This is a genomic window from Micromonospora echinofusca, assembly GCF_900091445.1.
Lineage (GTDB): Bacteria > Actinomycetota > Actinomycetes > Mycobacteriales > Micromonosporaceae > Micromonospora > Micromonospora echinofusca.
This window is the reverse complement of sequence record NZ_LT607733.1, coordinates 2,923,859-2,946,527: the sequence shown is the minus strand read 5'-3', so window position 1 is coordinate 2,946,527 and position 22,669 is coordinate 2,923,859. Positions and strand designations below refer to the sequence as shown.

Sequence of the window (22,669 nt, the reverse complement as noted above, 5' to 3'; positions counted from 1 at the left end):
CGGCGTCCCGCAGCCGGTGCGACGGGTCAGCTTGGCGTCGCGGCGGGTGTCCGCGCGGCCAGGTCGCGGCGGGCGGCGTTGCGGTAGCGCAGCACCTGGACCGCGCCGAGTGCCCAGAGGAGGTACTGCACGGCGAAGGCCCACCGGAAGGCGGCCAGGTCCGGGGTGGCCCGCTCGGCCGGGGTGGCCAGGTCGAGCACGACGCCGACGGCCAGCACCAGCACGATCGAGGCGACGAAGCCGCCGACGTTGACGACCCCGGTGGCGCTGCCGATCCGGTTGACCGGGTTGAAGCTGCGCGCGTAGTCGAACCCGATGAGCGAGGCCGGGCCGTTGACGGCGAGCACCAGGACCAGCACGACCAGCAGCCAGCCCGGCGCGCGTCCCGGCCAGGCGAGCACGACGGCCCAGACCGCGGCGGTGGCGCCGGTGGTCGCGAAGACGAGCACCGAGCGGTGGAACGGGTGCCGGGCGCACAGGTGCGCGACCACCGGCCCGGTCAGCAGCATGGCGGCCGTCATCAGGGTGAGCAGCGACGCCGCCGTGGTCGGGCTGAGCCCCTGCCCCTGCACGAGGAACGGGTACCCCCAGAGCAGGGCGAACACGGCGCCGGAGAACTGGGTGACGAAGTGCGTCCAGAGCCCCAGGCGGGTGCCCGGCGCAGCCCACGCGGCGGCCAGCTCCCGGCGGACGCCGGCGAGGGTGGGCGCCGCGCCGGCCGGGACCGGCCCGCCCGGGGTGTCCCGGACGGCGACGACGATCATCAGCAGCACGCTCGCCCCGACCGCCGCGGCGGTCACGAAGGCGGGGGTCCAGCCCGCCGAGTGCAGCAGCGCCACCAGCGGTACGGCGCCAAGGATCGCCCCGAGCTGGCCGAGGGTGCCGGTGAGCTGGGTCATCATCGCGTAGCGCCGCCCCGGGAACCACAGCGCCACGATGCGCAGCACGCTGATGAAGGTCATCGCGTCGCCGAGCCCGATCAGCACGCGGGCGGCGATCGCCAGGGGCACGTCGGTGGCGAAGGCGAAGCAGAGCTGGCCGGCCACCATGAGGGCGCCGCCTGCGATGAGCAGCCGGCGGGACCCGAACCGGTCGAGCAGCACGCCGACCGGTACCTGCATCGCCGCGTACACGGCGAGCTGGGCGACGGAGAAGGTGGCCAGCGCCGAGGCGTTGACGTCGAAGCGGTGCGTCGCGTCGACGCCGGTGACGCCGAGCGAGCTGCGGTGGAACACGGCGGCCACGTACGCGGCCACGGCGACGCCCCAGACGAGGCCGCCCGCCGACCGGCGCGAGGAGACCGGTGCGGTCAGCATCCTCACCGCAGGGTCCGCAGCACGTCCGCGGCGTTGTCGATGTGCGCGGCGACGGCGGCGAGCCACCGCCGGGGGTCGTCGGAGTCGAGCGCCGCGACCTGCTCGGCGTGCTCGGTGAGCGCCGTCTCGGCCCAGCCGGGCGAGAGCCGGAAGCTGGCCTCGCCCATCCGCAGCTGCCGGTCGCGCAGCCGCTGGTACAGCTCGGCGAGGATCTCGTTGTCGGCCGCCTCCACCACGGTCGCGTGGAAGGCCCGGTCGGCCTGCATGAGTGCGGCGAGGTCGCCGGCGGCGTGCGCGGCGCGCATCTCGGCCAGCCGGGCGGCGAGGTCGCCGCGCAGCGCCGCGCGCCGGGGCCAGACCCGCTCGGCGGCGTGCAGCTCGACCAGCCGCCGCGCCTCGATCACGTCGTTGATCTCGCGGGCGGAGACCGGGCGGATCAGCGCGCCCCGCTTCGGATAGAGCCGGACCAGTCCCTCCACCTCCAGGCGCAGCAGCGCCTCCCGGACGGGGGTGCGGGAGACCCCGGTGGCCTCGGCGATCTCCCCCTCGCTGACCAGCGAGCCGCCCGGGTGGATCTGCTCCAGGATCTCGCGCTTGAGGTGCCGGTAGGCCCGCTCGGCGGCCGAGGGCGTGGCCGTCCGGCCCGGCGAGGAGGGATGCGTCATGTATCTATCGTGGATCCCGTCGCGCCGGCGCACCCCCGCGCCCCCGCCGGAGGTGGCGTGCGCCACCCGTCAGCGCGCTCGCAGGGCCAGCAGGCCGTCGTCGACAGCGAACCCGGGCGCGAACGGCGGGCCGAAGCCGCCGAGCAGCTCCGCGAGCCAGCGGGCCTCGTCGGGCGCGGCCCGCGCCAGCCGCAGCCGGCGCATCCGCACCGGTGCCGCCCGCAGTCGCTGCAGCGCACCGGTGGCCGCGTCGAGGGTCGGCAGCCACAGCAGCCGCAGCCAAGGCCGGTACGCCTCCCGTCCGCCGATGCCCTCGTAGTCGTCGAGAAGGTCGCCGCAGCCGTAGAGGACCAGCCGTTCGCGGTACACCTCGACGGGGCGCGGATGGTGCGACGAGTGGCCGTGCACCACGTCCACGCCGGCATCGACGAGCCGGTGGGCGAAGTCGACGTGCGCGGCCGGCACGTCGTACCCCCAGTTGGTGCCCCAGTGCACGGAGACCAGCACCCGGTCCCCGGGCCCGGCCACGGCGGCGATCCGTGCCGCCAGCGCGTCCGCCGAGGCGACCGAGACCTCCGGCAGGTACGCCACCCCAGGCGCCCCGGTGGTGGCCGCCCAGGGCGGGGGCACCCCGCTCGACGGCGCGGCCACCGACCAGACGAGCAGCCGTCCGCCCGTGCCGAGGGGCACCCGGGCGGGTCGCCAGGCCGAGGCCGCGTCCCGGCCGGCGCCCGCCGTGGCGATGCCGGCGGCGGCGAGCGCGTCGAGGGTGTCGGTGAGCCCCACCGTGCCGAAGTCGAGGCTGTGGTTGTTGGCCAGGGCGCAGACGTCGAGCCGGGCCGCCGCGAGGCAGCCGAGGTTTCCCGGGTGCATCCGGTAGTGGATCGCCTTGCCCGGTGCGTGCTCGCCCCGGCCGGTCACCGCGGTCTCCAGGTTGACCACGCGCGCGTCGGGCCGCACCTCGTCGAGCAGGTCGAGCGCCTCGCCCCACGGCCAGGCCGGGGGCGCCGGGCGCGGGACCGGCCCGTTGGCGGCGCGGGCCAGGTCGACGTAGTCGCGGGCGTCGCGTACCGCCGGTTCGCGCAGCTCGGGCGGACCGGGCGCGGGCAGGATCGCGTCCACGCCCCGGCCGGTCATCACGTCGCCGCCGAGGAACAGGGTCAGCTCAGGCACCCCGCCCGCCTTCCCCGTCCCGCCGCCGGCTCACCTGCCGGCGGCGTCCGCGCCGGCCTCGGCCCAGAAGTCGACGAGCAGGCGGTGGAACTCGGCCGCGCACTCGATCTGCGGCATGTGACCGCAGTCGGCGAACAGGTGGGTGCGGGCCTTCGGCAGCCGGGACCGGGCGGCGTCGAGGTGCGTCGCCGGCAGGATCAGGTCCCGGTCGCCCCAGACGACCAGGGTGGGCACGTCGAGCCGCTGCACCTCGGCCAGCAGCTCCTCGCGCCACCGCGGGCTCACGCCCCGGAAGGTGCCGAGGTCGCGTGCCGTCTCCAGCATGACCCGGGCGGCGTACGGCTGGCGGGCGACCGCCAGGGCGTGGGCGACGCGTTCGGCGGTGGCGTGCGCCGGGTCGTGGAAGAGGGACCGCTCGGCGCGGCGGGCCGCCCAGCGGGTGGGGCGCAGCAGCAGCCGGCCCAGCGGGCGCAGCGCCAGCAGCCGCAGCGCGATGGTGACCTCCCGGCCGAAGCCGGCGCTGTTGACCAGCGTCAGGCTGCCGACCCGGGCCGGCTCGGACGCCGCGAGGCGCATGGCGACCGCGCCGCCGAGGGAGTTGCCGACCACGTGCACCGGCTTCTCGACGCCGACGGCGTCGAGGTAGCGGGCGGCGAACTCGCCCAGCGCCGACAGGTTGCAGGGGCGGGCCATCGGCAACGAACCGCCGTAGCCGGGCAGGTCGACGCTGTGCACCCGGAACCGCTCGGCGAGCAGCTCGTGCAGCTCGGTGAAGTCGCGCAGGGTGCGGCCGATGCCGTGCAGCAGCAGCACCGGTGGCCCGTCGCCGTCGACGCGGTGACACACCCGCCGGCCGTCCACGGTGACGTGCCGGCGTCCCGCCGGGGCGCTCACGCCGGCTCCCCGGCCGGGTCGGCCGCCGGGGTCGCCTCGGCCTGCCGCTGCGCCGGGGCGGGTCGCCCGGTGGTGAGCCGGCGGGTGGACTCGCCCGCGATCCGGTTCAGCCCGAAGGCGAGGACCCGCTGGTACGACACCGGCGCCACCCGGGCCAGCAGGTCGGGCAGTTTCGCCGACCAGCCGATCAGCACCCGGCCCCGGCGGCGGTGCACGCCCCGCAGGATCACCTCGGCGGCCGTGGCGGGGTCGATGGTCAGCAGCCGCTCGAACTGCCGGCGGCCGGTCTCGAACTCCTCGGCGGGCACGCCGGCGCCCGCACGGGCGTTCTGCGCGATGCGGGTGCGGATGCCGCCCGGGTGCACGCAGGTCACCCCGATCCCCTCACCGGCCAGTTCCTGGCGCAGCGCCTCGGTGAAGCCCCGGACGGCGAACTTGCTGGCCGAGTAGGCGGTCTGCCCCGCCGGGGCGATGATCCCGAAGAGACTGGAGAGGTTGACCAGGTGCGCGCCCGGCTCGGCCCGCAGGGTGGGCAGCAGCGCGTGGGTCATCTGCACCACGGCCCGGAAGTTGACGTCGACGACCCAGCTGAACTCGTCCAGGCTCACCTGGTCGAAGCGCCCACCCAGCGCCACCCCGGCGTTGTTGACCAGCAGCCGTACCACCGGGTGCCGCTGCCGGATCTCCTCCGCCACCCGGGCGGTCGCGGCGGCGTCGGCCAGGTCGACCACGTGGGCGGTGAGCTGCCGGTCGGGGTACGCGGCGCGCACGGCCGCGACGACGGCGTCGAGCCGGGCGGCGTCGCGGTCGAGCAGCACCAGGTCGCTGCCCCGGCGGGCGAGCGAGTGGGCGAGGGCCTCCCCGATCCCGCTGGCGGCGCCGGTCACCACGGCTGTGCCGCCGGTGAAGACGAACCTACGCACGGACGGTCCTCCTTTGCGGTGTGCCGGCGCGGGAGAAGCGCACGCCGGGGTCGGTGAGCCGGCCGTGCCGCATCAGCAGGACGTCCCGGGGATAGTTCTGGTGCAGCCGCCAGGGCGCCCGGGTGCCCTGCTTGGGCAGGACGTCGACGCTGCGCAGCACGTAGCCGGCCGTCAGGTCGATGATCGGCTCGCGCTCGCCGTCGGGGGGTGGCAGCGGGGTGACGACCTGCTGACCGGTGCGGTCCAGGTGCCGCAGCAGCCGGCAGACGTAGGTGGCGACCAGGTCGGCCTTCAGCGTCCACGAGGCGTTGGTGTAGCCGATGGTCATCGCGAAGTTCGGCACCCCGGAGAGCATCATGCCCTTGTAGGCGACGGTGCCGGGCAGGTCCACCTGCGCGCCGTCCACGCTCAGTGTCATGCCGCCGAGGGCGAGCAGGTTGAGCCCGGTGGCCGTGACCACGACGTCCGCGGCCAGTTCCTCGCCGGAGGCGAGGCGGACGCCCCGCTCGGTGAACGTCTCGATGGTGTCGGTGACCACCGACGCGCGCCCCCGCGCCAGTGCCGCGAACAGGTCGCCGTCGGGCACCACGCACAGCCGCTGGTCCCACGGGTCGTAGCGGGGCGAGAAGTGCCGGGCGACGTCGTAGCCGGCCGGCAGCCGGCCCCGGGCGGCGCGCAGCAGCAGCCGCCGGACCAGGGCGGGCGCGCGCCGGCTGAGCTGGAAGTTGGCGGTGGAGAGCAGGACGTTCTTCCACCGCACCACCGGATACGCGGCCTTCGCCGGCAGCCAGCGCCGCAGCGCGTCGGCGAGCACGTCGCGCGAGGGCAACGCCAGGACGTACGTGGGTGAGCGCTGGAGCATCGTGACGTGGGCGGCCCGCTCGGCCATCGCCGGCACCAGGGTCACGGCGGTGGCGCCGCTGCCGATCACCACCACCCGCTTGCCGGTGTGGTCGAGGTCGTCGGGCCAGTGCTGCGGGTGCACGATCCGCCCGGCGAAACGCTCGGCGCCCGGCAGCGCAGGGGTGTAGCCGGCGTCGTAGCGGTAGTAGCCCGCGCAGGTGAACAGGAAGGAGCAGGTCAGCACGACCGTCTCGCCGGTGTCGTCGCGGTGGGCGTGCACCGTCCAGCGGGCGCTGGCGCTGTCCCAGTCGGCCCGCAGCACGCGGTGGCGGAAGCGGATGTGGTCGGCGACGCCGTACTCGTCGGCGGTGCGGCGGACGTAGTCGCGGATGGCGTCGCCGTCGGCGATGGCCTTCGGGTCGGTCCACGGCTTGAAGGAGTAGCCGAGGGTAAACATGTCGGAGTCCGACCGGACGCCGGGATAGCGGAACAGGTCCCAGGTGCCGCCGATCGCGTCGCGGGACTCCAGCACCGCGTACGTCTTGTCGGGGCAGCGGCGGCGCAGGTGACAGGCGGCGCCGACGCCGGACAGGCCGGCCCCGACGATGAGCACGTCGACGTGGTCGGTGGCCATCTCGTCTCCCGTCCGCCGTGTGACACCGGACACTAGCCACGGCCGTCGAGGCGCGTCAACACCCTGTCGAGTTGGATCGACAGGGTGTTGATCCGGTGTAGAGTCACCGGGCATGACACCCGCCCGTACGGCCGCCGGGAGCGCCACCGGGCGCGGACGGCGCGCGGCGCGCTCCGCCGGTGACGAACGGGAGTCGGCCATCCTGGCCACCGCCGAGCGGCTGCTGCGGGAGCGGGCCTTCGCCGACATCTCCATCGACGACCTGGCGCGCGGCGCGGGCATCTCCCGGCCCACCTTCTACTTCTACTTCCCGTCCAAGGACGCGGTGCTGCTCACGCTGCTGGACCGGGTCACCGAGGAGGCCGACGCCGCCGCCGGCGACGTGCTGGAGCGGCTGGCCGAGGATCCCCGGGCACGCTGGCGGGAGCTGATCCACCGCTTCCACGAGACGTTCGGCGCGCACCGGGCGGTGGTGCTGGCCTGCGCGCAGGTACGCGGCACCAACGCCGAGGTGCGCCGGCTCTGGGCCGCCGTGCTGGCACGCTGGGTGCACGCCATCGAGACCGCGATCGAGGCCGAGCGGCGGCGCGGGGCGGCCCCCGACGGCATACCCGCCCGCGACCTCGCCATCGCACTCAACTCCATGAACGAGCGCGTCTGGTACGCCACGTTCGCCGGCGACGGGCCGGCGGTGGCCGAGGCCGACGTCGTCGACGTCCTGCGTGACGTCTGGCTGGCGGCGATCTACCGGGGCACCGCTCCCCCGCCGACCTGAGCCCGCCGGGACGCGAGGTCGTGCCGGACCCCGCACCCCGCTACCGTTGATCGTTCCCGACGGCGGCGAGCGGTCCGGCTTGCGTCACCCTGGAGGAGAGTTGAGCCCGACCAGCACCCCGTTCTCGGCCGAACTGCGGGCCGCCAGCAAGGAGGCCCACCAGGGCGCGGAGTCCCAGCGGTACGTCTCCGCCCTGGTCGCGGGCGACCTGGACCGCGACGCCTACGCCGCGCTCGTGATGCAGCACCACGTGATCTACGAGGCGCTGGAGGGCGCCGCCGAGGCGATGCGCCACGACCCGCTCGCCGGCCCGTTCGTCGACGACGCGCTGACCCGGCTGCCCGCCCTCGCCGCGGACCTGGAGTTCCTGCTCGGGCCCGGCTGGCGCCGGCGGATCGAGCCGACCCCGGCGACGGTCGCCTACGCCGCTCGCCTCGCCGCGCTGCGGGCCGGCGCACCGGAGCGGTTCATCGCCCACCACTACACCCGCTACCTCGGCGACCTCTCCGGCGGCCTACACATCGGACGCTCGCTCGCCCGGCACTACGGGCTGACCGGGGACGCCGGGGCGGCGTTCTACCGGTTCGACCGGATCCCGAGTCCGAAGGTGTACAAGGACGCCTACCGGGCCAGGCTGGACGACCTCCCGCTCGGCGAGGCGGGACGGGCCGCGCTGCGGGCCGAGGTGCTCGTGGCGTACCGGCACAACACCGAGGTCCTCGCCGCCCTGTCGCACCTCGCGCCGGCCACCGACGCCGAGGCGTCCGCGTGAGCGCCCCGTTCGGCGCCGACGTGGTCGCCGCTGTCTGCCGGCACATGAACGACGACCACGCCGCGGACTCGTTGCTCATCTGCCGCGCGCTCGGCGGTCACCCCGCGGCCATCCGGGCCCGGGCAACCGGCCTGGACGACGGGGGCATGGAGTTCGCCGTGACCGTGGACGACGTCGAGGTCCCGGTGCGGGTGCCGTTCGCCCAGCGGCTGACCGAACGCGCGCAGATCCGCCAGGAGGTGGTGCGCATGTACCGGGAGGCGTGCCGGCGCCTCGGGCTCCCGCCACGCGCGGCCGGCTGACCGGGCGACGACCGTGGCCCCGGCGGCACTGCGCGAGCGGCTCGCCGCGACCGCCGCCGACCTCTACGCGCTCCCATCCGGTGGGCGGATGCCGGGCTGAGCCCCGGTGCCCCTCAACAGCGGACGGTGGCGGGGCGCCGATTGTCGCCCGGTTGTGCGACCCTGGGGGCGACCGTCCGGTCACCGGAGGTGATGGCCACGTTACGACTGTGCGCACTCGTCGCCGGGCCGGACGCCGCCGCCGTGGACCTCGATGTCCCCGCCGGCGCCACGGCCGCACTGGTCGCGGCCCCACCCGTCGGCACCGCCGTCGCCCGGGTGGTGAGCGGGCTGGCCGCGCCGGTCGCCGGGCGGGTCCTGGTGGGCGACCGCGAGGTCACCGCCCTGCCGCCGCCGCAGCGCCGCATCGCCTACGTGCCGGCGGGCGGCGCGCTGCTGCCGCACCTGACCGTGCGGCGCAACATCGCCTACGGCCAGCGTCGCCGGGAACGGGTACGCGAGGTGGCCGACGCGTGGACGGCGACGGTGGTCGACCGGCTGGAGCTGGCCCCGACGCTGGGGCTGCGACCGCACCTGCTGTCGGAGGCGCAGCGGTTCCGGGTGGCGCTCGCCCGCGCCGTGGTCTGCCTGCCCGAGGCGCTGGTGATCGACCTGCCGACCGGGCCGGCCGGGGGTGGACGGCTGACCGAGCTGCTCGGCCGGCTGACCCCACCGGACACCCCGGGGGTGGCGGTGCTGGTCTGCACGGCCGAGCCGGGCGCGCTGCCCGACGTGCCGGTCGCCGCCGAGGTGGGCGGATGACGCCGGCGGGTCGGATCGTGCCGGCGGCGCGGCTGGGCCGCCGTACGCTGCTGCGGGCCGCCGCCGGGGCCACCGCGACGGCCGTCGCGGGCTGCTCGGGGGCGCCGCCGGCGGTCCAGGTCGCCGTCGTGTGGAACGGCAGCGAGCTGGCCCGTTTCCGCGAGGTCCTGGCCGGCTACGACACCGGCGTGCAGGTGGTCAGCGCCGGCAACGACATCGACGCGTTCCTGCGTGCCCGCCAGCTGGCCGGCACCAGCCCCGACGTGGCGATCCTGCCCACGTCGGGGCTGGTCGTCGAGTACGCCCGCCGCGGCTGGCTGCGCGAGCTGAGCCCGGCCCCCAGCTACGCCCTCCCGCCCGGCATGGCCGACCTGCTCTCCGCCGACGGGCGCCGCTACGGCGTCTGGGTGAAGGCGGCCCACAAGTCGCTGTTCTGGTACTTCCCGTCGATGCTCCCCGCGCCGCCGCGCACCTGGGACCAGCTCGTGACGCTCACCCGGCACCTCGGCGCGCGGGCCCGCGCGGGCGACGGCCCGGCCCCGCTGGCCATCGGTGCGGCCGACGGCTGGGTGCTCACCGACTGGTTCGAGAACGTGCTCGCCGACGTGGCGCCGCCCGGCTACTACGAGGCGCTGGCCCGCGGCGAGGCCGACTGGCGCAGCCCGTCGGTGCACACGGCGCTGGACCGGCTGGCGGAGCTGTGGAGCGTCGACGGCGCGTTCCCCGGTGGCGGCCGCCGGGCCCTGCTCACCCAGTACGAGGAGTCGGCCATCCAGGTGGTGCACCACCGGCGGGCGACGATGCTCTTCGGGGCCGACTTCGTCGACGACGTCAGCCGCCGGTTCCGCCGGGGCCCGGAGCAGCCGGAGACCTTCCGTTTCCCCGGCTCCCGGCTGGCCGACAGCCCGCTGATCGTCGGCGGCGACGCCGCCGTGGCGTTCGCCGGCTCGGCCGGCGGGGCGGAGCTGGTGCGTTGGCTCAGCGGCGGGTCGGCGTTCGGGCCGTGGTTGCGCGCCGGCGGCTACCTCTCCCCCAACGTCACCGTGCCGCTGGCGGACTACCGCGATCCCGTCCGCCGCCGCCTCGCCGCCGAGCTGCGTACGGCCGGGGCCGTGCGTTTCGACCTGTCCGACCGGCTGCCGGGCCCGTTCACCGGCTCCGACGGGGTGGGCATCTGGCGGATCATGCAGGACTTCTTCGCCGACGTCACCGACAAGGTCCCCGCTGGCCGGGCCGCCCGCCGGGCCGTCGGGCAACTGGCGGCGGCGGCCCGCTTGAGCGGGGGCGGCCGGTGAGCCGCGTACTGGGCGAGCTGGCGGTCCTCGACGACGTCGGGCCGCCCCGGCGCGGGCGGGCCTATCCGGCGGCCGGCGCCACCTCGGCGCTGCTGCTGCCCGCCCTGCTGCTGCTCGGCGGGCTGGTGGCGTGGCCGGTGCTGCGTACGCTGCACGCCAGCGTCACCACCGACGGCCGGTGGGTGGGCGCGGAGCACTTCCGCACCGCGCTGGCCGCGCCCGGCACCGGCGCCGTGGTGGGACGCACGCTGCTCTGGGCGCTGCTGGTGCCTGCGGTGGTCACGGTGCTGGGCTACCTGCTCGCCGCCGCCTCGCGCCGCTCGCAGGAGGGCGGGCTGGTCCGCCTCATCCTGGTGGTGCCGACCGCGCTGCCGCTGGTGGTCACCGGGGTCACCTTCCGGCTGATGTACGACCCGGACCCGGAGCGCGGGCTGGCCACGCTGGTCGCCGCGACGCTGACCGGCCGGTCCGCGGCCGACGCCCCGCAACTGCTCGGCCCCCGCCTGGTGACGGTGGCGCTGATGTCGGCGTTCGTGTGGGCGTGGGTCGGGCTGGCCGTGCTGGTGTTCCGGGCCGCCCTCGACGCGGTGCCGCCCAGCCTCGCCGACGCGGTACGCGCCTACGGCGGCAACCGCCGCGACGTGCTCTGGGACGCGCAGTGGCGGCCGCTGCTGCTGCGCACCGTGGCGGTGGTGTTCACCCTGGCGGCGCTCGGCACCGCCAGGACGTTCGACCTGATCCTGGTGATGACGCCCGGCTCGGTGCGCGACGAGGCGTCGGTGCTCGCGCTGCGGGTCTGGCAGACCTCCAACGGCGCCACCACCGGCGAGGGCGCCGCGCTCGGGGTGGTGTGGCTGGCGGCGGTGGCCGCCGGCCTGCTGGTCGCGGCGCTGTTCGTGCGGCAGGCGTGGCCGCCGCCCCGGGACCCGGTGCCCGTCGCGCCCGAGCCGGCGGCGCCGGCACCGCGCCGGACGACCCGGCTGCTGGTGGCCGGCGCGGCGGTCGCCTGGCTGGTGCCCCTCGGGGTGCTGCTCGCCACCTCGCTGCACGGCACGGTGGACGCGGCGGCCCGGGGCTGGTGGTGGAGCCCACCCAGCCTCGACTCCTATCGGGAGCTGCTCACCGGCGCCGAGCTGTGGCGCACGCTGGGCTTCACGCTGGTGCTGGCGACCGTGGTCACCGCCGTGGTGCTGGGCGTCGCGCTGCTCGCCGCGTACCCGCTGGCGTGGCTGACCGGGCCGCCCGCCCAGGCCACCGGGCTGCTGCTGATGGCCGCCAGCATCGTGCCGGTGCAGGTGATCGCCGGGCCGGTCAACGAGGTGCTCGGCGTGGTGCTCTCCTCGGGCACGGCGCGCGGCCTGGCGCTGGTGCACGTCGCGCTGGGCGTGCCGTTCGCCGTGCTGGTGCTGCGTAACGCGTTCGCGGACCTGCCCGCCGAGCAGGTGCGGGCGGCCCGGGTGGGCGGGCGGCACTGGTGGGGCACCCTGCGGCTGCTCGCCCGGCACAACCGCCCGGCGGTGGTGGCGGTCGCGGTGCTGGAGTTCGTGCAGGTGTGGAACGACCTGGTGGTGGGTCTGCTGTTCAGCGGGCCGGGCGCGCTGCCGCTGGGGCTGTTCCTCGCCGGGCAGACCCGGGGCTTCGCGGCCAACAGCGGGGCGCTTGCCGCCGGCTCGGTGATCGCCTCGATCCTGCCGGTGCTGCTGGTGGTGCTGGCCCGCCGCCAGCTGGTCGCCGGCCTGGTCGCCGGGGGCGTGCGGTGACGGGGCGCCGCCCCCGACGGCTGAGCCTGCTGCTCGCGATCGGCGGCGTGGTCGGCGGAACGGTCAGCGCGGTGCTCGGCAACGTCACCGGCAACCTGCTCTCCGAGCTCTCCGTCGCCCAGCTCGGCTCCGCCAGCGCCGGGGTGATCGTGCTCGGCCTCGCCGCCGCGATGGTCGTGGAGTGGCGCCGCCAGCGGCAGCAGGCCGCGGGGCCGGACGACACCGAGGCGACGCCGGCCGCCGGCACGCCCACCCTGCCGTGGCCGGCCGGGTTCACCGGGCGCGCCGGGCACGTCGACGCGATCATCGAGCTGTTGCGCAAGGAGCACGCGGTCGCGGTGGTCGGACGGCGGGCCGTCGGCACGTCGGCCTGCGCGGTCCAGGCCGCCAACCTGTGCCGGGACGACTTCCCCGACGGCCAGTACTACCTGGACCTGCGCCGGGGCGGCCGTCCGCTCGACGCCCGGCAGGTGCTGACCGCGCTGGCCCGGATCCTCGGCACCCGGCCGCCGGCGTCGGGGCGCACCGACGACCTCGCCGACGCCGCCGACGAGCTGAGCGGCCAGCTCGACGGCCGGGCGATCCTCGTGGTGCTGGACAACGTGGACGACCCGGCCCAGGTGCGACCGCTGCTGCCGCCGACGGCACGCACGTGCCGCCTGCTGCTGGCCGGCACGGGGGCGCTGGCCGCGCTGGACGGGGTGGTGGCGCACGGGCTCGTCGAGCCGGACGCCGACGACGCCGTCGAGCTGTTCGCGGCCGCCGGCGCCACCGCGCCCGTCGCCCGACCGCACCGCCCGGACCCGCGCACCGACCCGGCGGTACGCGCCCTCGTCGAGCTCTGCGGGCGCCAGCCCCGCACGGTCGCGGAGCTGGGTCGGCGTACGGCCCAGCACGGGTGGCGGCACGGCGACGTGCTCGACGCGCTGCGCCGCGCCGTCGACACTCCCCCGCACCAGCACGTCGCCGCCTCCCCGGCGACCCTGCTGGTGACCGCGCGGGACACCGCGTACCACGCGCTGGGCGGCGAGGCCCGGCGGTTGTGGCGACTGATGTCGCTCAGCCCGGTGCCGCTGGACCGGCCGACGCTCGCGGCGCTCGACGGTCGCCGCCCGGACCGGGTGGCCGCCCTGCTGCACGAGCTGGCCACTGGCGGGTTCGTCACCGGCGCTCCCGGCGACCGCTACGAGGTGCGCCCGCTGCTGGCCCCGTACGCCCGGATGCACCTGCGGCACGCGGAGCCTGCGCGGCGGCGGGTCGCCGCGCAGGCGCGACTCACCCGGCACCTGGCGCGGCGGGCCGAGCGGCACGCGGCGAGCCTGGCCGTGGTCGGCTCGCCGCCGGACCGGGAGCCGACGCTGGCGCTGGACGACGACCCGTACGGCTGGTTCGACCTGCACCAGGAGCTGCTGCTGGCCGTGGTGCGGGTGCCGGCGGGCGCGGCGGAGACCCTGCCCCGGCGGGTGCGCCGGTGGTGGTTCCGGCTGGCGGTGGCGCTGTGCGGGTGGCTCGCCCACGCCGGGCGGCTCGACGATTGGGCGCAGGTGTGCCGCACGGTGCTCGCCACGCCCACGGCCGACGACCGGCCGGAGATCGCCGGCTGGGCGCACAACGAGCTGGGGGTGCTGCGCCGCCGCCGGCACGACCCGCAGGGGGCGGCGACGGCGCTGAGCCTCGCGGTGGCGGAGCGGGGCCGGCGGGGCACCGCGCAGGCGCGGATGAACCTGGGCCTGGTGCTGCTGGACCTGGGGCAGCTCGACGACGCGGTGGAGCACCTGGAGCTGTCGCGGCGGCACCGCTCGGCGGCGGACCGGTCCGGGCACGCCCTGACCGACCTGGGTCTGGGTGCCGCCCGGCTGGCCCGCGGGGAGCTGGAGGTCGCGCACCACCACCTGGTCCGCGCGGCGAACGCCTTCCGCGCGCTCGGCGACGCCCGGGGCTACGCGGCGGCGCTGACCAACCTGGTGCTGGTGCACGCCGGGCTCGGCGAGCACCTCGACGCGACCCAGTCGTGGCGGGCGGCGCTGCGCGAGTACGACACGGTGGTCGACCCGACCAACCGGGCCGCCGCGCTGCTCAACGCGGGTGCCGCGCTGCTGGCCGCCACGCCGGCGCAGGCCCGGCAGGCGTACGGGATGCTGGCCGAGAGCCTGCGGCTGCGCGACGGGCGGCCGACGGCCGGGCTGGGGCGGACGCTGCTGCACCTGGGCGACGCGGCGGCGGCCCTCGGCGACGCCGAGGAGGCCCGGCGGCACTGGGCGGACGCGGCGGGCGTGTGCGAGGAGGCGGGGGACGTCGAAGGTCAGGCCGCGGCCGACGCCCGCCTGGTGGGCAGCGACGCGCCGGCCTGAGCGGGGCCCACGCCAGGGCCCCGCCCGGGTGGCGGCTCAGCCGTCCAGCCGGCGCACCATGTTCATGATCGTCTCCACCTGGGCGCCGCCCTTGATCGGGTAGTTCGTCGCGCCCAGGTAGCCCCACCAGTCCCAGCAGCCGTTCGGGTTGGCGGCGGCGGCGCGCGCCTGGGGGTAGAGCACGATCAACTGGTTGGTGTCGGCGTACTGGTTGAGGTTCGCCCGGTCCACGAAGGCGGTGCCGACCGCGCCGTGGCCCTGGAGGCAGCCGTGCAGGGCGACGAGCAGCCGGCAGGACTGCCCGGCGGCGCAGGACGCCGGCACGTAGGCGAACCCGTCGGCGGCCATGCTCAGGCCGTCGGCCCAGCCGTTGACCGCGTACGTGTGCTGGCTGAACCGGATCAGACTGCCGCCCAGCGGGCCGGTGTTCGGCGCCCGTACGCTGCCGAGCAGCTTGCGCAGCAGGGCGCTCTGCGGGTCGGTGCCGCAGTCGGCGAGGAACGGCGACGCCGTGGTGGCGCACCCCAGGGTCCCGTACGGGGTGACCCAGGCGTGGCCGGCCGGGGTGCCGCTGTCGTACTGCACGTTGGCACCGAAGTGCCGGTAGTACCGGACCAGGTCGTCGGTGACGGACTTCTGGACCACGGTGTCGTTGGTGCCGTGCAGGACGTACACGGGATCGCCGGACAGGTTGCCCACCGGGTCGACCCAGCCGTAGGAGGCCCACGTCCGGGTGTACGCCTGCAGGGCCGACACGTTCGTGGGGTACACGTTGTCGCCGCAGCCGTCGAGTGCCTGGGCGACGTTGTTCTGCGCGCAGTAGTACGGCCCCGCGGCGAAGACCGCCGCGCCCCGGATCCGCGACGAGTAGGCGACGTGCAGCTGGGTGGCCATGTAGCCACCGGAGGAGACGCCGGCGACGTACACGCCGGAGACGTTGTAGGCGCGCAGCGTGCCGGCGACCGGGGCCTTGGTGGCGGGGGTGGCGGCGGCCTGGGCGGGGACGGTGGCGGTGAGGACGAGCAGCAGGGCGGTGACGAGGGCGGCGGTGGCCCTCAGCGGTGCGGTCATGGCGCTCTCCTGTCCGGGAGCGGGCGGTGGTGCCGTCGTGCGCAGACGCTAACGTGACGTCGGGCACAGTGGACATGAGTGCCGCCGACACCTCGGGCGTCGCCGGCGTGTCCGGGACCGACACAGCGACGCCCCGCGCCCGGCCCGGTCGGCCCTACTCGGCGCGCCAGACGGCCTCGCGGGGCGGCCCGGGCTCGGCCCAGCACAGCCCGCCGCGGGCCGCCACGCCGGGCAGTCCCTCGACCATCCGGCTGATGTCCACCACGGACGCCAGCGACACCACGATGTCGTTGCGCAGGTCGGCCACCGCCGCCTCGAGGTCGTCCTCCTCGGCGGGCCAGTCGATGTCGGCGGCCCGCAGGTCGGCCACCGCGTACTCGGTGAGCACCTGCGGGTCGGTCACGGCCACGGTGAGCCGGCAGTACAGGTTGAGGGTGAGTGGTTCCGGGGTGCCGGCGTCGGTCATGGCATCAGCATGGCCCACGCGCGGCCGTTGAGGAACGCCGCCGGCCGGTCGGAGGCCGCCGCCGGCGACTTCACTTAGGCCTTGACCTAAGTGAGCGGCGGGGGGCATACTTAGGCTTATGCCTAAGCAATTGGGCGGCGGCGGGGACGGCAACGACGACGTGGCCCTGGACGGCGTGTTCCACGCGCTGTCGGACCCCACCCGCCGCCGGGTCGTCGAGCTGCTCGGTCGGGGTCCCGCCACGACCAGCGAGCTCGCCCGCCCGTTCGACATGGCACTGCCCTCGTTCACCCAGCACCTGGGCGTTTTGGAGCGCTCCGGCCTGGTGACGTCGGAGAAGAAGGGGCGGGTGCGCACCTACCGGCTCGCCCCCGAGTCGCTCGCCCACGTCGACAGCTGGCTCGCGTGCCAGCGCGCGGTGTGGTCCCGACGCCTCGACCAACTCGACTCGATTCTGCACGATCTGAAGGAGCAGCAGACATGAACGCCTACCCGCACGTGGACCCGGATCTCGACCTCGTCCTGACGCGCACCGTCGACGTCGCGCCCGAGCTGGTCTGGAAGGCCTGGACGACGCCCGAGCTGCTCGTGAAGTGGTTCGCCCCCCGGCCCTGGTCGACCTCCGCCTGCGAGATCGACCTTCGGCCCGGCGGCAGGTTCCACACCGTGATGCGCTCGCCCGAGGGCGAGGAGTACCCGAGCACCGGGTGCATCCTCGTCGTCGAGGAGGGCTCGACGCTGGCCTTCACCTCGGGGCTGGGCCCCGGCTTCCGTCCCCAGGTCGGCGGCGACGGCTTCCCGTTCACCGCGGTCGTCCGGATCGAGGGCACCGGCGGCGGCACGAAGTACACCGCCACGGCGATCCACGCCGACGCCTCGGCGAGGAAGTCGCACGAGGAGATGGGCTTCGTCGAAGGCTGGAGCGCCGCGCTGGACCAGCTGGTCGAGGTCGTCAAGGCCCGCTGACGGCGGCGACGCCCCCGGGTGGCCGTCAGATGTTGGCCGAGTCCGGCGGCACGTCAGTCGGCAGGGCGGGCGCGCCGGCCAGCGGGGCGTCGGTGCGGCAGGACAACCCCAGCGTGTAGGCGGTCATCGACAGCGACCCGTACGCGTACCCGTCCACCAGCACCTGCGCGCCGTTGCCGGCCGCGCCGGCGAGGCCTGCCAGGTAGAGCAGCGGGATGAAGTGGTCCGGCGTCGGCACGGCGCGGCCGAAGTCGCGGTGGGCGTCCAGCGCGGCCACCTCGGTCGGCCCGCCGAGCATCACGTCCTTCGCCGCCTCGTCGAATCGCCGCGCCCAGTCGAAGCCCTCGTCGAGCATGCGCGGGTCCACCCCCCGCAGGTTGTGCACCACGTTGCCGCTGGCCACGACGAGCACGCCGCGCTCGCGCAGCGGGGCGAGCCTCGCGCCCAGGTCGAGATGGTGGTCCAGGCCCTTGAACGCGTTGATGCTCAGCTGCACGACCGGGATGTCGGCGTCGGGGAACGCGTGGGTGAGCACCGACCAGGTGCCGTGGTCGATCCCCCACGAGTCGACGTCCGCCCCGACCCAGGTGGGATGGACGACGTCGGCGACCTCCTCGGCCAGCTCCGGCAGGCCGGGCGCGGGGTAGTCGACGTCGAACAACTCCTGCGGGAAGCCGTAGAAGTCGTGGATCGTCCTCGGCCGGGGCATCGCGGTGACGGCGGTGGCGCCGACGTACCAGTGCGCCGACACCACCAGGATCGCCCGGGGCCGCGGGACCGCCCGCCCGAAGGCGCGCCACGCCTGCGTGTAGCGGTTGAGCTCCAGCGCGTTCATCGGACTGCCGTGACCGATGAACGCGGCCGGCATCACCGTTGGAACGGTCCCGCCGCTCATGCTGCTCCCCCCGCCGTGGTCACCCGAGAGTAACCAACGTCGGAGGGAGCAGCCGGCCAACATCGACCGTGACCGACCGTCACCGTCCGGTGCCGGCGGTCGGCGTCAGTCGGACACCTCGCGCCAGGCGGGGTGGTTGCCGCGCCACGCGCCGGCCAGAATGACCGCCGACGTCCGACCGGGGCATTCCTGCACCCGGGAGCGGCCGGATTCGCCGCCGATCCGTACCTGTACGTCCCATCGCTGCCCGTCGGTACGGATGTACACGTCCCGACGCCCACGCTGCGACGTGTCGCCGTTCCACCAGTGTTCTTCGACCCTCACCCCGCGACCGTATAGCAGTTCGTCCGTGGACGACACGGCCGGTGTCGGTGGAGATCATCCCTGGGTGGGGTGACCCGGTCAGGCGGACTCCCCCGGCGCCAGGTGGCGGTAGCCGGCCACGGTCTCGGCGAACCAGCCGTTCACGCTGCTCAGGCCGCGTTCGTTGAGCTGCGCGTCGTGGATCGGGAACACCCGCTCGGCCCCCACGGCGGTGGCGAAGTCGATCGCCTCGGTGAGCTTCAGCCAGGACGCCTGGGCCGGGACCAGCAGCGTCTCGACCGGCCGGTCCGGCCGGTGCAGGGAGTCGCCCGGGTGGTAGACGGCGTCGCCGACCAGGTAGCCCAGGTTGGCGCAGTCGGGCTGCCCGCCGTGGATGGCGGCGTGCCGGCCGCCGAGCGCGGTCACGGTGAGGCCGGCGGCGGTGAACCGCTGGCCGGCGGCGACCCTGGTCACGGGCAGCGGCGCCAGGTCGGGCAGGACGGCGTCCGCCGGCACGAAGACCGGCACGCCGAGGCCCGCCAACCGGAGCACGTCGACGTGGTCGGTGTGCTCGTGGGTGACCAGCACGGCGTCCGCGCCGGCCAGGGCGCGCGGCTCGCTCCAGGCGCCGGGGTCGATGACCAGCACGCCGCCGTCGTGCTCCAGCCGGACACAGGAGTGGGTAAACTTCGTGATCCGCATCCGCCGACCGTACGCCCGCAGGCCCGTGGCGGTGGGCCCCGCGATACACGACGTGCTGGAACGCGTCGACCGGGCGCTGGTCGCGTTCGTCTCCGTCGCCGACGGGATGGCCGAGCTGCGCGGCGGTCGACCTGCTCAGCGACACCCTGCTGTCCCGCCTCGCCTACGAGGAACGCGAACTCGTCGAGCCGATCGCCCGGCTCGGCCTGAACTGAACCGGCCGCCGCGCGGGCCCGCGTGGCGCAGGATCGGGGCATGCAGCGACGACCCGGGCGGGGGCACCGCCGCCTGCCGCACACCGCCGACGTCCGCATCGAGGCGTGGGCGCCGACCCGGCAGGAGTGCGTCGCCGAGGCGGTCGCCGCGCTGGTCGACACGTTCGTCGACCCCGCCGGGGCGCGGCCGGGCGCGCGGCGGGAGTTCCACGCGCCGGCCGGCGACGGCGACGCGGACCTGCTGGTGGGGGTGCTCGACGAGGTGATCTTCCGGATGGAGACGGCGGGTGAGCTACCGCTGCACACCGCCGTGGCCGACGACGGTGCCGGCGGCCTGCGGGTGCGCTGGCGCACGGCGGACACCGACGCCGTCGAGCTGGTCGGCGCGGTGCCGAAGGCCGTCTCCCTGCACGGGCTGCGCTTCGGCCCCGACGGCGGGGGCTGGTCCTGCGCGGTGACGCTGGACGTGTGAGCCCCGCGCCCGGCTCCACCCCCGCTCAGCCCTTCACCACGCCGAGCGGGACCAGCCGGGCCACCTTGCGGCACAGGCCGGCGCCCTCGGCGGCGGCCACCACCGCCGAGACGTCCTTGTACGCCGCCGGCATCTCCTCGGCCAGGCCGCGCCGCGACGCACCGCGCACCGCGATGTCCTGCTCCTCCAGTTGGGCACGCGGGTCCAGACCGCGCTCCGAGCGCACGGCCTGCCTGCGGCTCTGCACCCGGCCGGCGCCGTGGCAGGTGGACGCGAAGGCCGGCGAGCCCGGCACGCCGGTGAGCACGTACGAGCCGGTGCCCATGGAGCCGGGGATCAGCACCGGCTGGCCCACGCCCCGCAGGTCGTCGGGCAGCTCGTCGTGCCCGGGCGGCAGCGCCCGGGTGGCGCCCTTGCGGTGCACGCACAGCGCGCGCGGCGCGCCGTCGACGTCGTGCGTCTCGATCTTCGCGAGGTTGTGCGAGATGTCGTAGACCAGGTCGAGACGGCTGCCGGTGACCCGGGCGAAGACCCTGCGGGCGGCGTCGGCCAGCAGTTGCCGGTTGGCCCGGGCGTAGTTGGCGGCGGCGGCCATCGCGCCCAGGTAGGCGCGGCCCTCTGCGGAGGAGACCGGGGCGCAGGCGAGCTGGCGGTCCGGCACGTGAATGCCGTGGCGGGCCATCACCTTCTCCATCTTCCGCACGTAGTCGGTGCAGATCTGGTGGCCCAGCCCACGGGACCCGCAGTGGATCATCACGCAGACCTGGCCGGGGCGCAGCCCGAAGGCGGTCGCCACGGCGTCGTCGTACACCTCGTCGACGGCCTGCACCTCGAGGAAGTGGTTGCCGGAGCCGAGGCTGCCGACCTGGCCCGCGCCGCGCTCGATCGCCCGCTCGCTGACCCGCGCCGGATCGGCGTCGCCGACGGCCCCGGCGTCCTCGCAGCGCTCCAGGTCCCGCTGCACGCCGAAGCCGCGCTCGACGGCGTAGCGGGAGCCGCCGCGCAGCACCGCGTCGAGTTCCGCGCGATCCGACAGGTGCCACACCGCGCCCCTGCCCATGCCGCGCGGGGTCGCCTCGCCCAGCCCGTCCATCAGCGCGCCGAGGCGGGGCCGCAGCCCGTCGCGGTCGGTGTCGGCGGCGAGCAGCCGCACGCCGCAGGAGATGTCGAAGCCCACCCCGCCGGGCGAGACAACCCCGCCGTGCGCGACGTCGGTGGCGGCCACGCCGCCGATCGGGAACCCGTAGCCCCAGTGCACGTCGGGCATGGCGTACGAGGCGTCGACGATGCCGGGCAGCGTGGCGACGTTCGCGACCTGCTCCAGCGACCTGTCCTCCCCGGCGTCGGGCAGCAGCGACCGGGACGCGAACACCACCCCCGGCACCCGCATCGGGTCGTGCCGGTCGATCCGGAAGCGGTATGGCGACTCCTCCACCAGCTCCATCCCCGGCGGCTACCCGGGCCGGCCGTCCCTACACCCGCTCGCCGGCCGCCGGACGCCGCATCGCCCACACGTCGGGCCCACCGTCGGGCACCCGCGCCTGGCCGGTGACGACGAAACCGAGCCGCCGGTAGAAGCGCACGTTCGGCTCCGACGAGGTCTCCAGCACCGCCGGCAGGCCGGCCCGGTCGGCCTCGGCCAGGCCCGGCGCCAGCACCCTGGCGCCCAGCCCCCGGCCCTGCTCGACCCGGCGCACGCCGACGGTGGCGAGCAGCGACGCCGGCTCGGCCGACCGCAGCGCGGCGCAGGCCTCGTCGGCGGCGCGCAGCGCCAGCTGCCGGTCGCCGGCCAGCTCGGCGTTGCGGGCCGCGACGGCGGCCCAGACCTCGTCCGGCACCGGCCGGTCCGGGGGCAGCCAGACCGCCACCGCCGCCAGCCGGCCGGCGGGGCCCACCGCCGCCCAGACGTCACCGTGGGGCAGCCCGACGGCGGCGACGGTGCCGGCGAACATCGCCGCCAGCCGCTCCCGGTGCCGGTCGGCCGCCACCGTCCAGGCCATCCAGGGGTACCCGTCGAAGGCGTCGGCCAGCACGTCGGCCGCCTCGGCGGTCGACTCCGGCCCGATGCGGCGTACCTCGAACTCCATGCCGTCCTCCTCGCGCGCGCCGCCACCCGCGTCGGCGCAGTGCGCGATCATGCCACGGCCCCCGGGGCCGGCGCCCGCGGTTATCGGGGGTGCTCAGAGCCGGTAGAACGCCCGGTAGCGGCGGATCAACCGCCACTGCACCAGCACCGCCGCCACGGTCAGCAGGATCATCACCAGCGTCGCGGCGGCCGCGTAGCCGTAGCGCAGGTACTCGAAGCCGGTGCGGTAGACGAACAGCGACAGGTAGGTGGTGGCGTACGGGGGCGGACCGCCGTCGGTCACCACGAACGCCGGCACGAAGGAGAAGTGCAGGCTCTGGATGGCGTCGCGCACCGCCAACAGCGCCAGCGCCGGCGCCATCAGCGGCAGCGTCACGCGGCGGAACACGTCCCAGCCGGTGGCGTCCTCGATCGCCGCCATCTCGTAGACGTCGCGGGGCAGCGCGCGGCGGGCGGCCACCAGCACCACGAAGGTCTCGCCGATGGTGAACAGGCTCATTCCGATGATCGCCGCCCGGGCGTCGGTGGGGTCGGTGAGCCACTGCGGCGGGGTGCGCCCCAGCGCCGTCAGGCCGTTCTCCCCGCCCGCGCGCAGCAGCTGGTTGATCGGGCCGTAGAGGGGGTTGAGCAGCCAGAGCCAGAGCAGCCCGTAGGCGATCTCCGGCACCGCGGTCGGCAGCACGGCCGCGGTGCGGGCGCTGCCGACGCCGAACGCCCGGCGGTGCAGCAGCAGCGCCAGGCCGAGGGCGAGCAGCATCCGCAGCGGTACGGCCACCAGCGCGAAGACCAGCGAGTTGGTCAGCGACACCCGGAACACCGGGTCGTCGGCCAGCGCTGCGAGATTGTCCAGCCCCACCCAGCGAGGCGGGCGCAGCAGGTCGTACTCGGTGAACGCCAGCCCCAGGGTGACGGCGGCGGGCAGCAGCACCAGGCCCACCAGCCCCACCAGGTACGGCGTCAGCATGAGCGCCAGCTGCCGGCGCGAGCGA

Annotated in this window: 24 protein-coding genes; 10 read left to right on the top strand and 14 right to left on the bottom strand. The window is 75.7% G+C overall.

Features of this window, described 5'->3' with window-relative positions; all coding sequences use genetic code 11:
- Nucleotides 1-26 precede the first annotated feature (26 nt).
- The 6 genes from GA0070610_RS12910 to GA0070610_RS12885 all read right to left on the bottom strand — a co-directional run bounded on the left by GA0070610_RS12910 (nt 27) and on the right by GA0070610_RS12885 (nt 6,448).
- Nucleotides 27-1,316: an MFS transporter gene (locus GA0070610_RS12910; protein ID WP_089000261.1), complete on the bottom strand. Its 1,290-nt coding sequence runs from the start codon at nt 1,314-1,316 to the stop codon at nt 27-29.
- A 2-nt stretch (nt 1,317-1,318) separates the two neighbouring features.
- A complete protein-coding gene (locus tag GA0070610_RS12905; RefSeq protein WP_089000260.1) occupies nt 1,319-1,981 on the bottom strand; it encodes a GntR family transcriptional regulator in 663 nt (220 codons plus the stop codon).
- 69 nt (nt 1,982-2,050) lie between these two features.
- Nucleotides 2,051-3,154, bottom strand: coding sequence for a CapA family protein (locus GA0070610_RS12900; RefSeq protein ID WP_089000259.1), 1,104 nt, complete (start codon nt 3,152-3,154; stop codon nt 2,051-2,053).
- Between the two features lie 30 nt (nt 3,155-3,184).
- On the bottom strand, nt 3,185-4,048 hold the full coding sequence (locus GA0070610_RS12895; protein ID WP_089000258.1) for an alpha/beta fold hydrolase: 864 nt from the start codon (nt 4,046-4,048) through the stop codon (nt 3,185-3,187).
- A complete protein-coding gene (locus GA0070610_RS12890; RefSeq protein WP_089000257.1) occupies nt 4,045-4,971 on the bottom strand; it encodes an SDR family NAD(P)-dependent oxidoreductase in 927 nt (308 codons plus the stop codon). Before GA0070610_RS12890 ends, GA0070610_RS12895 begins: the two co-directional genes overlap by 4 nt.
- Entirely contained in the window at nt 4,964-6,448 is a 1,485-nt protein-coding gene (locus GA0070610_RS12885) for a flavin-containing monooxygenase (RefSeq protein ID WP_089000256.1), read from the bottom strand. Before GA0070610_RS12885 ends, GA0070610_RS12890 begins: the two co-directional genes overlap by 8 nt.
- Before the next feature lie 112 nt (nt 6,449-6,560).
- Between GA0070610_RS12885 and GA0070610_RS12880 the strand changes: the two genes are divergently transcribed.
- From GA0070610_RS12880 to GA0070610_RS12855, 7 genes are all read left to right on the top strand, one after another.
- A complete protein-coding gene (locus GA0070610_RS12880; protein ID WP_089000255.1) occupies nt 6,561-7,223 on the top strand; it encodes a TetR/AcrR family transcriptional regulator in 663 nt (220 codons plus the stop codon).
- A gap of 100 nt (nt 7,224-7,323) precedes the next feature.
- On the top strand, nt 7,324-7,995 hold the full coding sequence (locus tag GA0070610_RS12875; protein ID WP_089000254.1) for a biliverdin-producing heme oxygenase: 672 nt from the start codon (nt 7,324-7,326) through the stop codon (nt 7,993-7,995).
- Nucleotides 7,992-8,297 carry a DUF2470 domain-containing protein gene (locus tag GA0070610_RS12870; RefSeq protein ID WP_089000253.1) on the top strand — a complete coding sequence of 102 codons (306 nt, stop codon included), beginning with the start codon at nt 7,992-7,994 and terminating at the stop codon, nt 8,295-8,297. Before GA0070610_RS12875 ends, GA0070610_RS12870 begins: the two co-directional genes overlap by 4 nt.
- A 192-nt stretch (nt 8,298-8,489) precedes the next feature.
- The gene (locus tag GA0070610_RS12865; RefSeq protein ID WP_089000252.1) at nt 8,490-9,098 is read left to right on the top strand and encodes an ATP-binding cassette domain-containing protein; all 609 of its coding nucleotides are present in this window, start codon (nt 8,490-8,492) and stop codon (nt 9,096-9,098) included.
- Complete coding sequence (locus GA0070610_RS30485) at nt 9,095-10,393, top strand: extracellular solute-binding protein (protein ID WP_157747139.1); 1,299 nt, start codon at nt 9,095-9,097, stop codon at nt 10,391-10,393. The genes GA0070610_RS12865 and GA0070610_RS30485 overlap by 4 nt, the downstream gene beginning before the upstream one ends.
- Entirely contained in the window at nt 10,390-12,153 is a 1,764-nt protein-coding gene (locus tag GA0070610_RS12860; protein ID WP_172896523.1) for an ABC transporter permease, read from the top strand. The genes GA0070610_RS30485 and GA0070610_RS12860 overlap by 4 nt, the downstream gene beginning before the upstream one ends.
- On the top strand, nt 12,150-14,504 hold the full coding sequence (locus GA0070610_RS12855; RefSeq protein ID WP_089000251.1) for a tetratricopeptide repeat protein: 2,355 nt from the start codon (nt 12,150-12,152) through the stop codon (nt 14,502-14,504). The genes GA0070610_RS12860 and GA0070610_RS12855 overlap by 4 nt, the downstream gene beginning before the upstream one ends.
- A 36-nt stretch (nt 14,505-14,540) precedes the next feature.
- Here the strand turns inward: GA0070610_RS12855 and GA0070610_RS12850 are convergent, their stop codons facing one another.
- The gene (locus GA0070610_RS12850) at nt 14,541-15,575 is read right to left on the bottom strand and encodes an extracellular catalytic domain type 2 short-chain-length polyhydroxyalkanoate depolymerase (RefSeq protein WP_089000250.1); all 1,035 of its coding nucleotides are present in this window, start codon (nt 15,573-15,575) and stop codon (nt 14,541-14,543) included.
- 154 nt (nt 15,576-15,729) lie between these two features.
- The gene (locus GA0070610_RS12845; protein WP_089000249.1) at nt 15,730-16,041 is read right to left on the bottom strand and encodes a hypothetical protein; all 312 of its coding nucleotides are present in this window, start codon (nt 16,039-16,041) and stop codon (nt 15,730-15,732) included.
- A 118-nt stretch (nt 16,042-16,159) separates the two neighbouring features.
- Between GA0070610_RS12845 and GA0070610_RS12840 the strand changes: the two genes are divergently transcribed.
- Entirely contained in the window at nt 16,160-16,525 is a 366-nt protein-coding gene (locus tag GA0070610_RS12840) for an ArsR/SmtB family transcription factor (protein ID WP_089000248.1), read from the top strand.
- Entirely contained in the window at nt 16,522-17,007 is a 486-nt protein-coding gene (locus tag GA0070610_RS12835; protein WP_089000247.1) for an SRPBCC family protein, read from the top strand. The genes GA0070610_RS12840 and GA0070610_RS12835 overlap by 4 nt, the downstream gene beginning before the upstream one ends.
- Nucleotides 17,008-17,032: 25 nt before the next feature.
- On the opposite strand, the gene ygiD is transcribed toward GA0070610_RS12835, so the two are convergent.
- From ygiD to GA0070610_RS12820, 3 genes are all read right to left on the bottom strand, one after another.
- Nucleotides 17,033-17,902, bottom strand: coding sequence for a 4,5-DOPA-extradiol-dioxygenase (gene ygiD, locus GA0070610_RS12830; RefSeq protein WP_231926101.1), 870 nt, complete (start codon nt 17,900-17,902; stop codon nt 17,033-17,035).
- 105 nt (nt 17,903-18,007) lie between these two features.
- On the bottom strand, nt 18,008-18,226 hold the full coding sequence (locus tag GA0070610_RS12825; protein ID WP_089000245.1) for a hypothetical protein: 219 nt from the start codon (nt 18,224-18,226) through the stop codon (nt 18,008-18,010).
- Between the two features lie 78 nt (nt 18,227-18,304).
- Complete coding sequence (locus GA0070610_RS12820; RefSeq protein ID WP_089000244.1) at nt 18,305-18,907, bottom strand: MBL fold metallo-hydrolase; 603 nt, start codon at nt 18,905-18,907, stop codon at nt 18,305-18,307.
- A gap of 255 nt (nt 18,908-19,162) precedes the next feature.
- On the opposite strand from GA0070610_RS12820, the gene GA0070610_RS12815 reads away from it, so the two are divergent.
- Entirely contained in the window at nt 19,163-19,594 is a 432-nt protein-coding gene (locus GA0070610_RS12815; protein ID WP_089000243.1) for an archease, read from the top strand.
- A gap of 25 nt (nt 19,595-19,619) precedes the next feature.
- Here GA0070610_RS12815 and GA0070610_RS12810 read toward each other — a convergent pair whose 3' ends face one another.
- The 3 genes from GA0070610_RS12810 to GA0070610_RS12800 form a co-directional block, all read right to left on the bottom strand.
- Nucleotides 19,620-21,038 carry an RtcB family protein gene (locus GA0070610_RS12810; protein WP_089000242.1) on the bottom strand — a complete coding sequence of 473 codons (1,419 nt, stop codon included), beginning with the start codon at nt 21,036-21,038 and terminating at the stop codon, nt 19,620-19,622.
- Between the two features lie 28 nt (nt 21,039-21,066).
- Nucleotides 21,067-21,681, bottom strand: coding sequence for a GNAT family N-acetyltransferase (locus GA0070610_RS12805; RefSeq protein ID WP_089003464.1), 615 nt, complete (start codon nt 21,679-21,681; stop codon nt 21,067-21,069).
- Nucleotides 21,682-21,774: 93 nt separating this feature from the next.
- Nucleotides 21,775-22,644, bottom strand: a complete 870-nt coding sequence (locus tag GA0070610_RS12800) for a carbohydrate ABC transporter permease (protein ID WP_089003463.1) — start codon at nt 22,642-22,644, stop codon at nt 21,775-21,777.
- Nucleotides 22,645-22,669 lie beyond the last annotated feature (25 nt).

Coding starts and splice junctions, on each gene's coding strand:
- GA0070610_RS12910 (WP_089000261.1), bottom strand. CDS start 1,316: ATGCTGACCGCACCGGTCTCCTCGCGCCGGTCGGCGGGCGGCCTCGTC.
- GA0070610_RS12905 (WP_089000260.1), bottom strand. CDS start 1,981: ATGACGCATCCCTCCTCGCCGGGCCGGACGGCCACGCCCTCGGCCGCC.
- GA0070610_RS12885 (WP_089000256.1), bottom strand. CDS start 6,448: ATGGCCACCGACCACGTCGACGTGCTCATCGTCGGGGCCGGCCTGTCC.
- GA0070610_RS12880 (WP_089000255.1), top strand. CDS start 6,561: ATGACACCCGCCCGTACGGCCGCCGGGAGCGCCACCGGGCGCGGACGG.
- GA0070610_RS12865 (WP_089000252.1), top strand. CDS start 8,490: ATGGCCACGTTACGACTGTGCGCACTCGTCGCCGGGCCGGACGCCGCC.
- GA0070610_RS30485 (WP_157747139.1), top strand. CDS start 9,095: ATGACGCCGGCGGGTCGGATCGTGCCGGCGGCGCGGCTGGGCCGCCGT.
- GA0070610_RS12850 (WP_089000250.1), bottom strand. CDS start 15,575: ATGACCGCACCGCTGAGGGCCACCGCCGCCCTCGTCACCGCCCTGCTG.
- GA0070610_RS12845 (WP_089000249.1), bottom strand. CDS start 16,041: ATGACCGACGCCGGCACCCCGGAACCACTCACCCTCAACCTGTACTGC.
- GA0070610_RS12840 (WP_089000248.1), top strand. CDS start 16,160: ATGCCTAAGCAATTGGGCGGCGGCGGGGACGGCAACGACGACGTGGCC.
- GA0070610_RS12835 (WP_089000247.1), top strand. CDS start 16,522: ATGAACGCCTACCCGCACGTGGACCCGGATCTCGACCTCGTCCTGACG.
- ygiD (WP_231926101.1), bottom strand. CDS start 17,902: ATGAGCGGCGGGACCGTTCCAACGGTGATGCCGGCCGCGTTCATCGGT.
- GA0070610_RS12820 (WP_089000244.1), bottom strand. CDS start 18,907: ATGCGGATCACGAAGTTTACCCACTCCTGTGTCCGGCTGGAGCACGAC.
- GA0070610_RS12815 (WP_089000243.1), top strand. CDS start 19,163: ATGCAGCGACGACCCGGGCGGGGGCACCGCCGCCTGCCGCACACCGCC.
- GA0070610_RS12810 (WP_089000242.1), bottom strand. CDS start 21,038: ATGGAGCTGGTGGAGGAGTCGCCATACCGCTTCCGGATCGACCGGCAC.
- GA0070610_RS12805 (WP_089003464.1), bottom strand. CDS start 21,681: ATGGAGTTCGAGGTACGCCGCATCGGGCCGGAGTCGACCGCCGAGGCG.
- GA0070610_RS12800 (WP_089003463.1), bottom strand. CDS start 22,644: ATGCTGACGCCGTACCTGGTGGGGCTGGTGGGCCTGGTGCTGCTGCCC.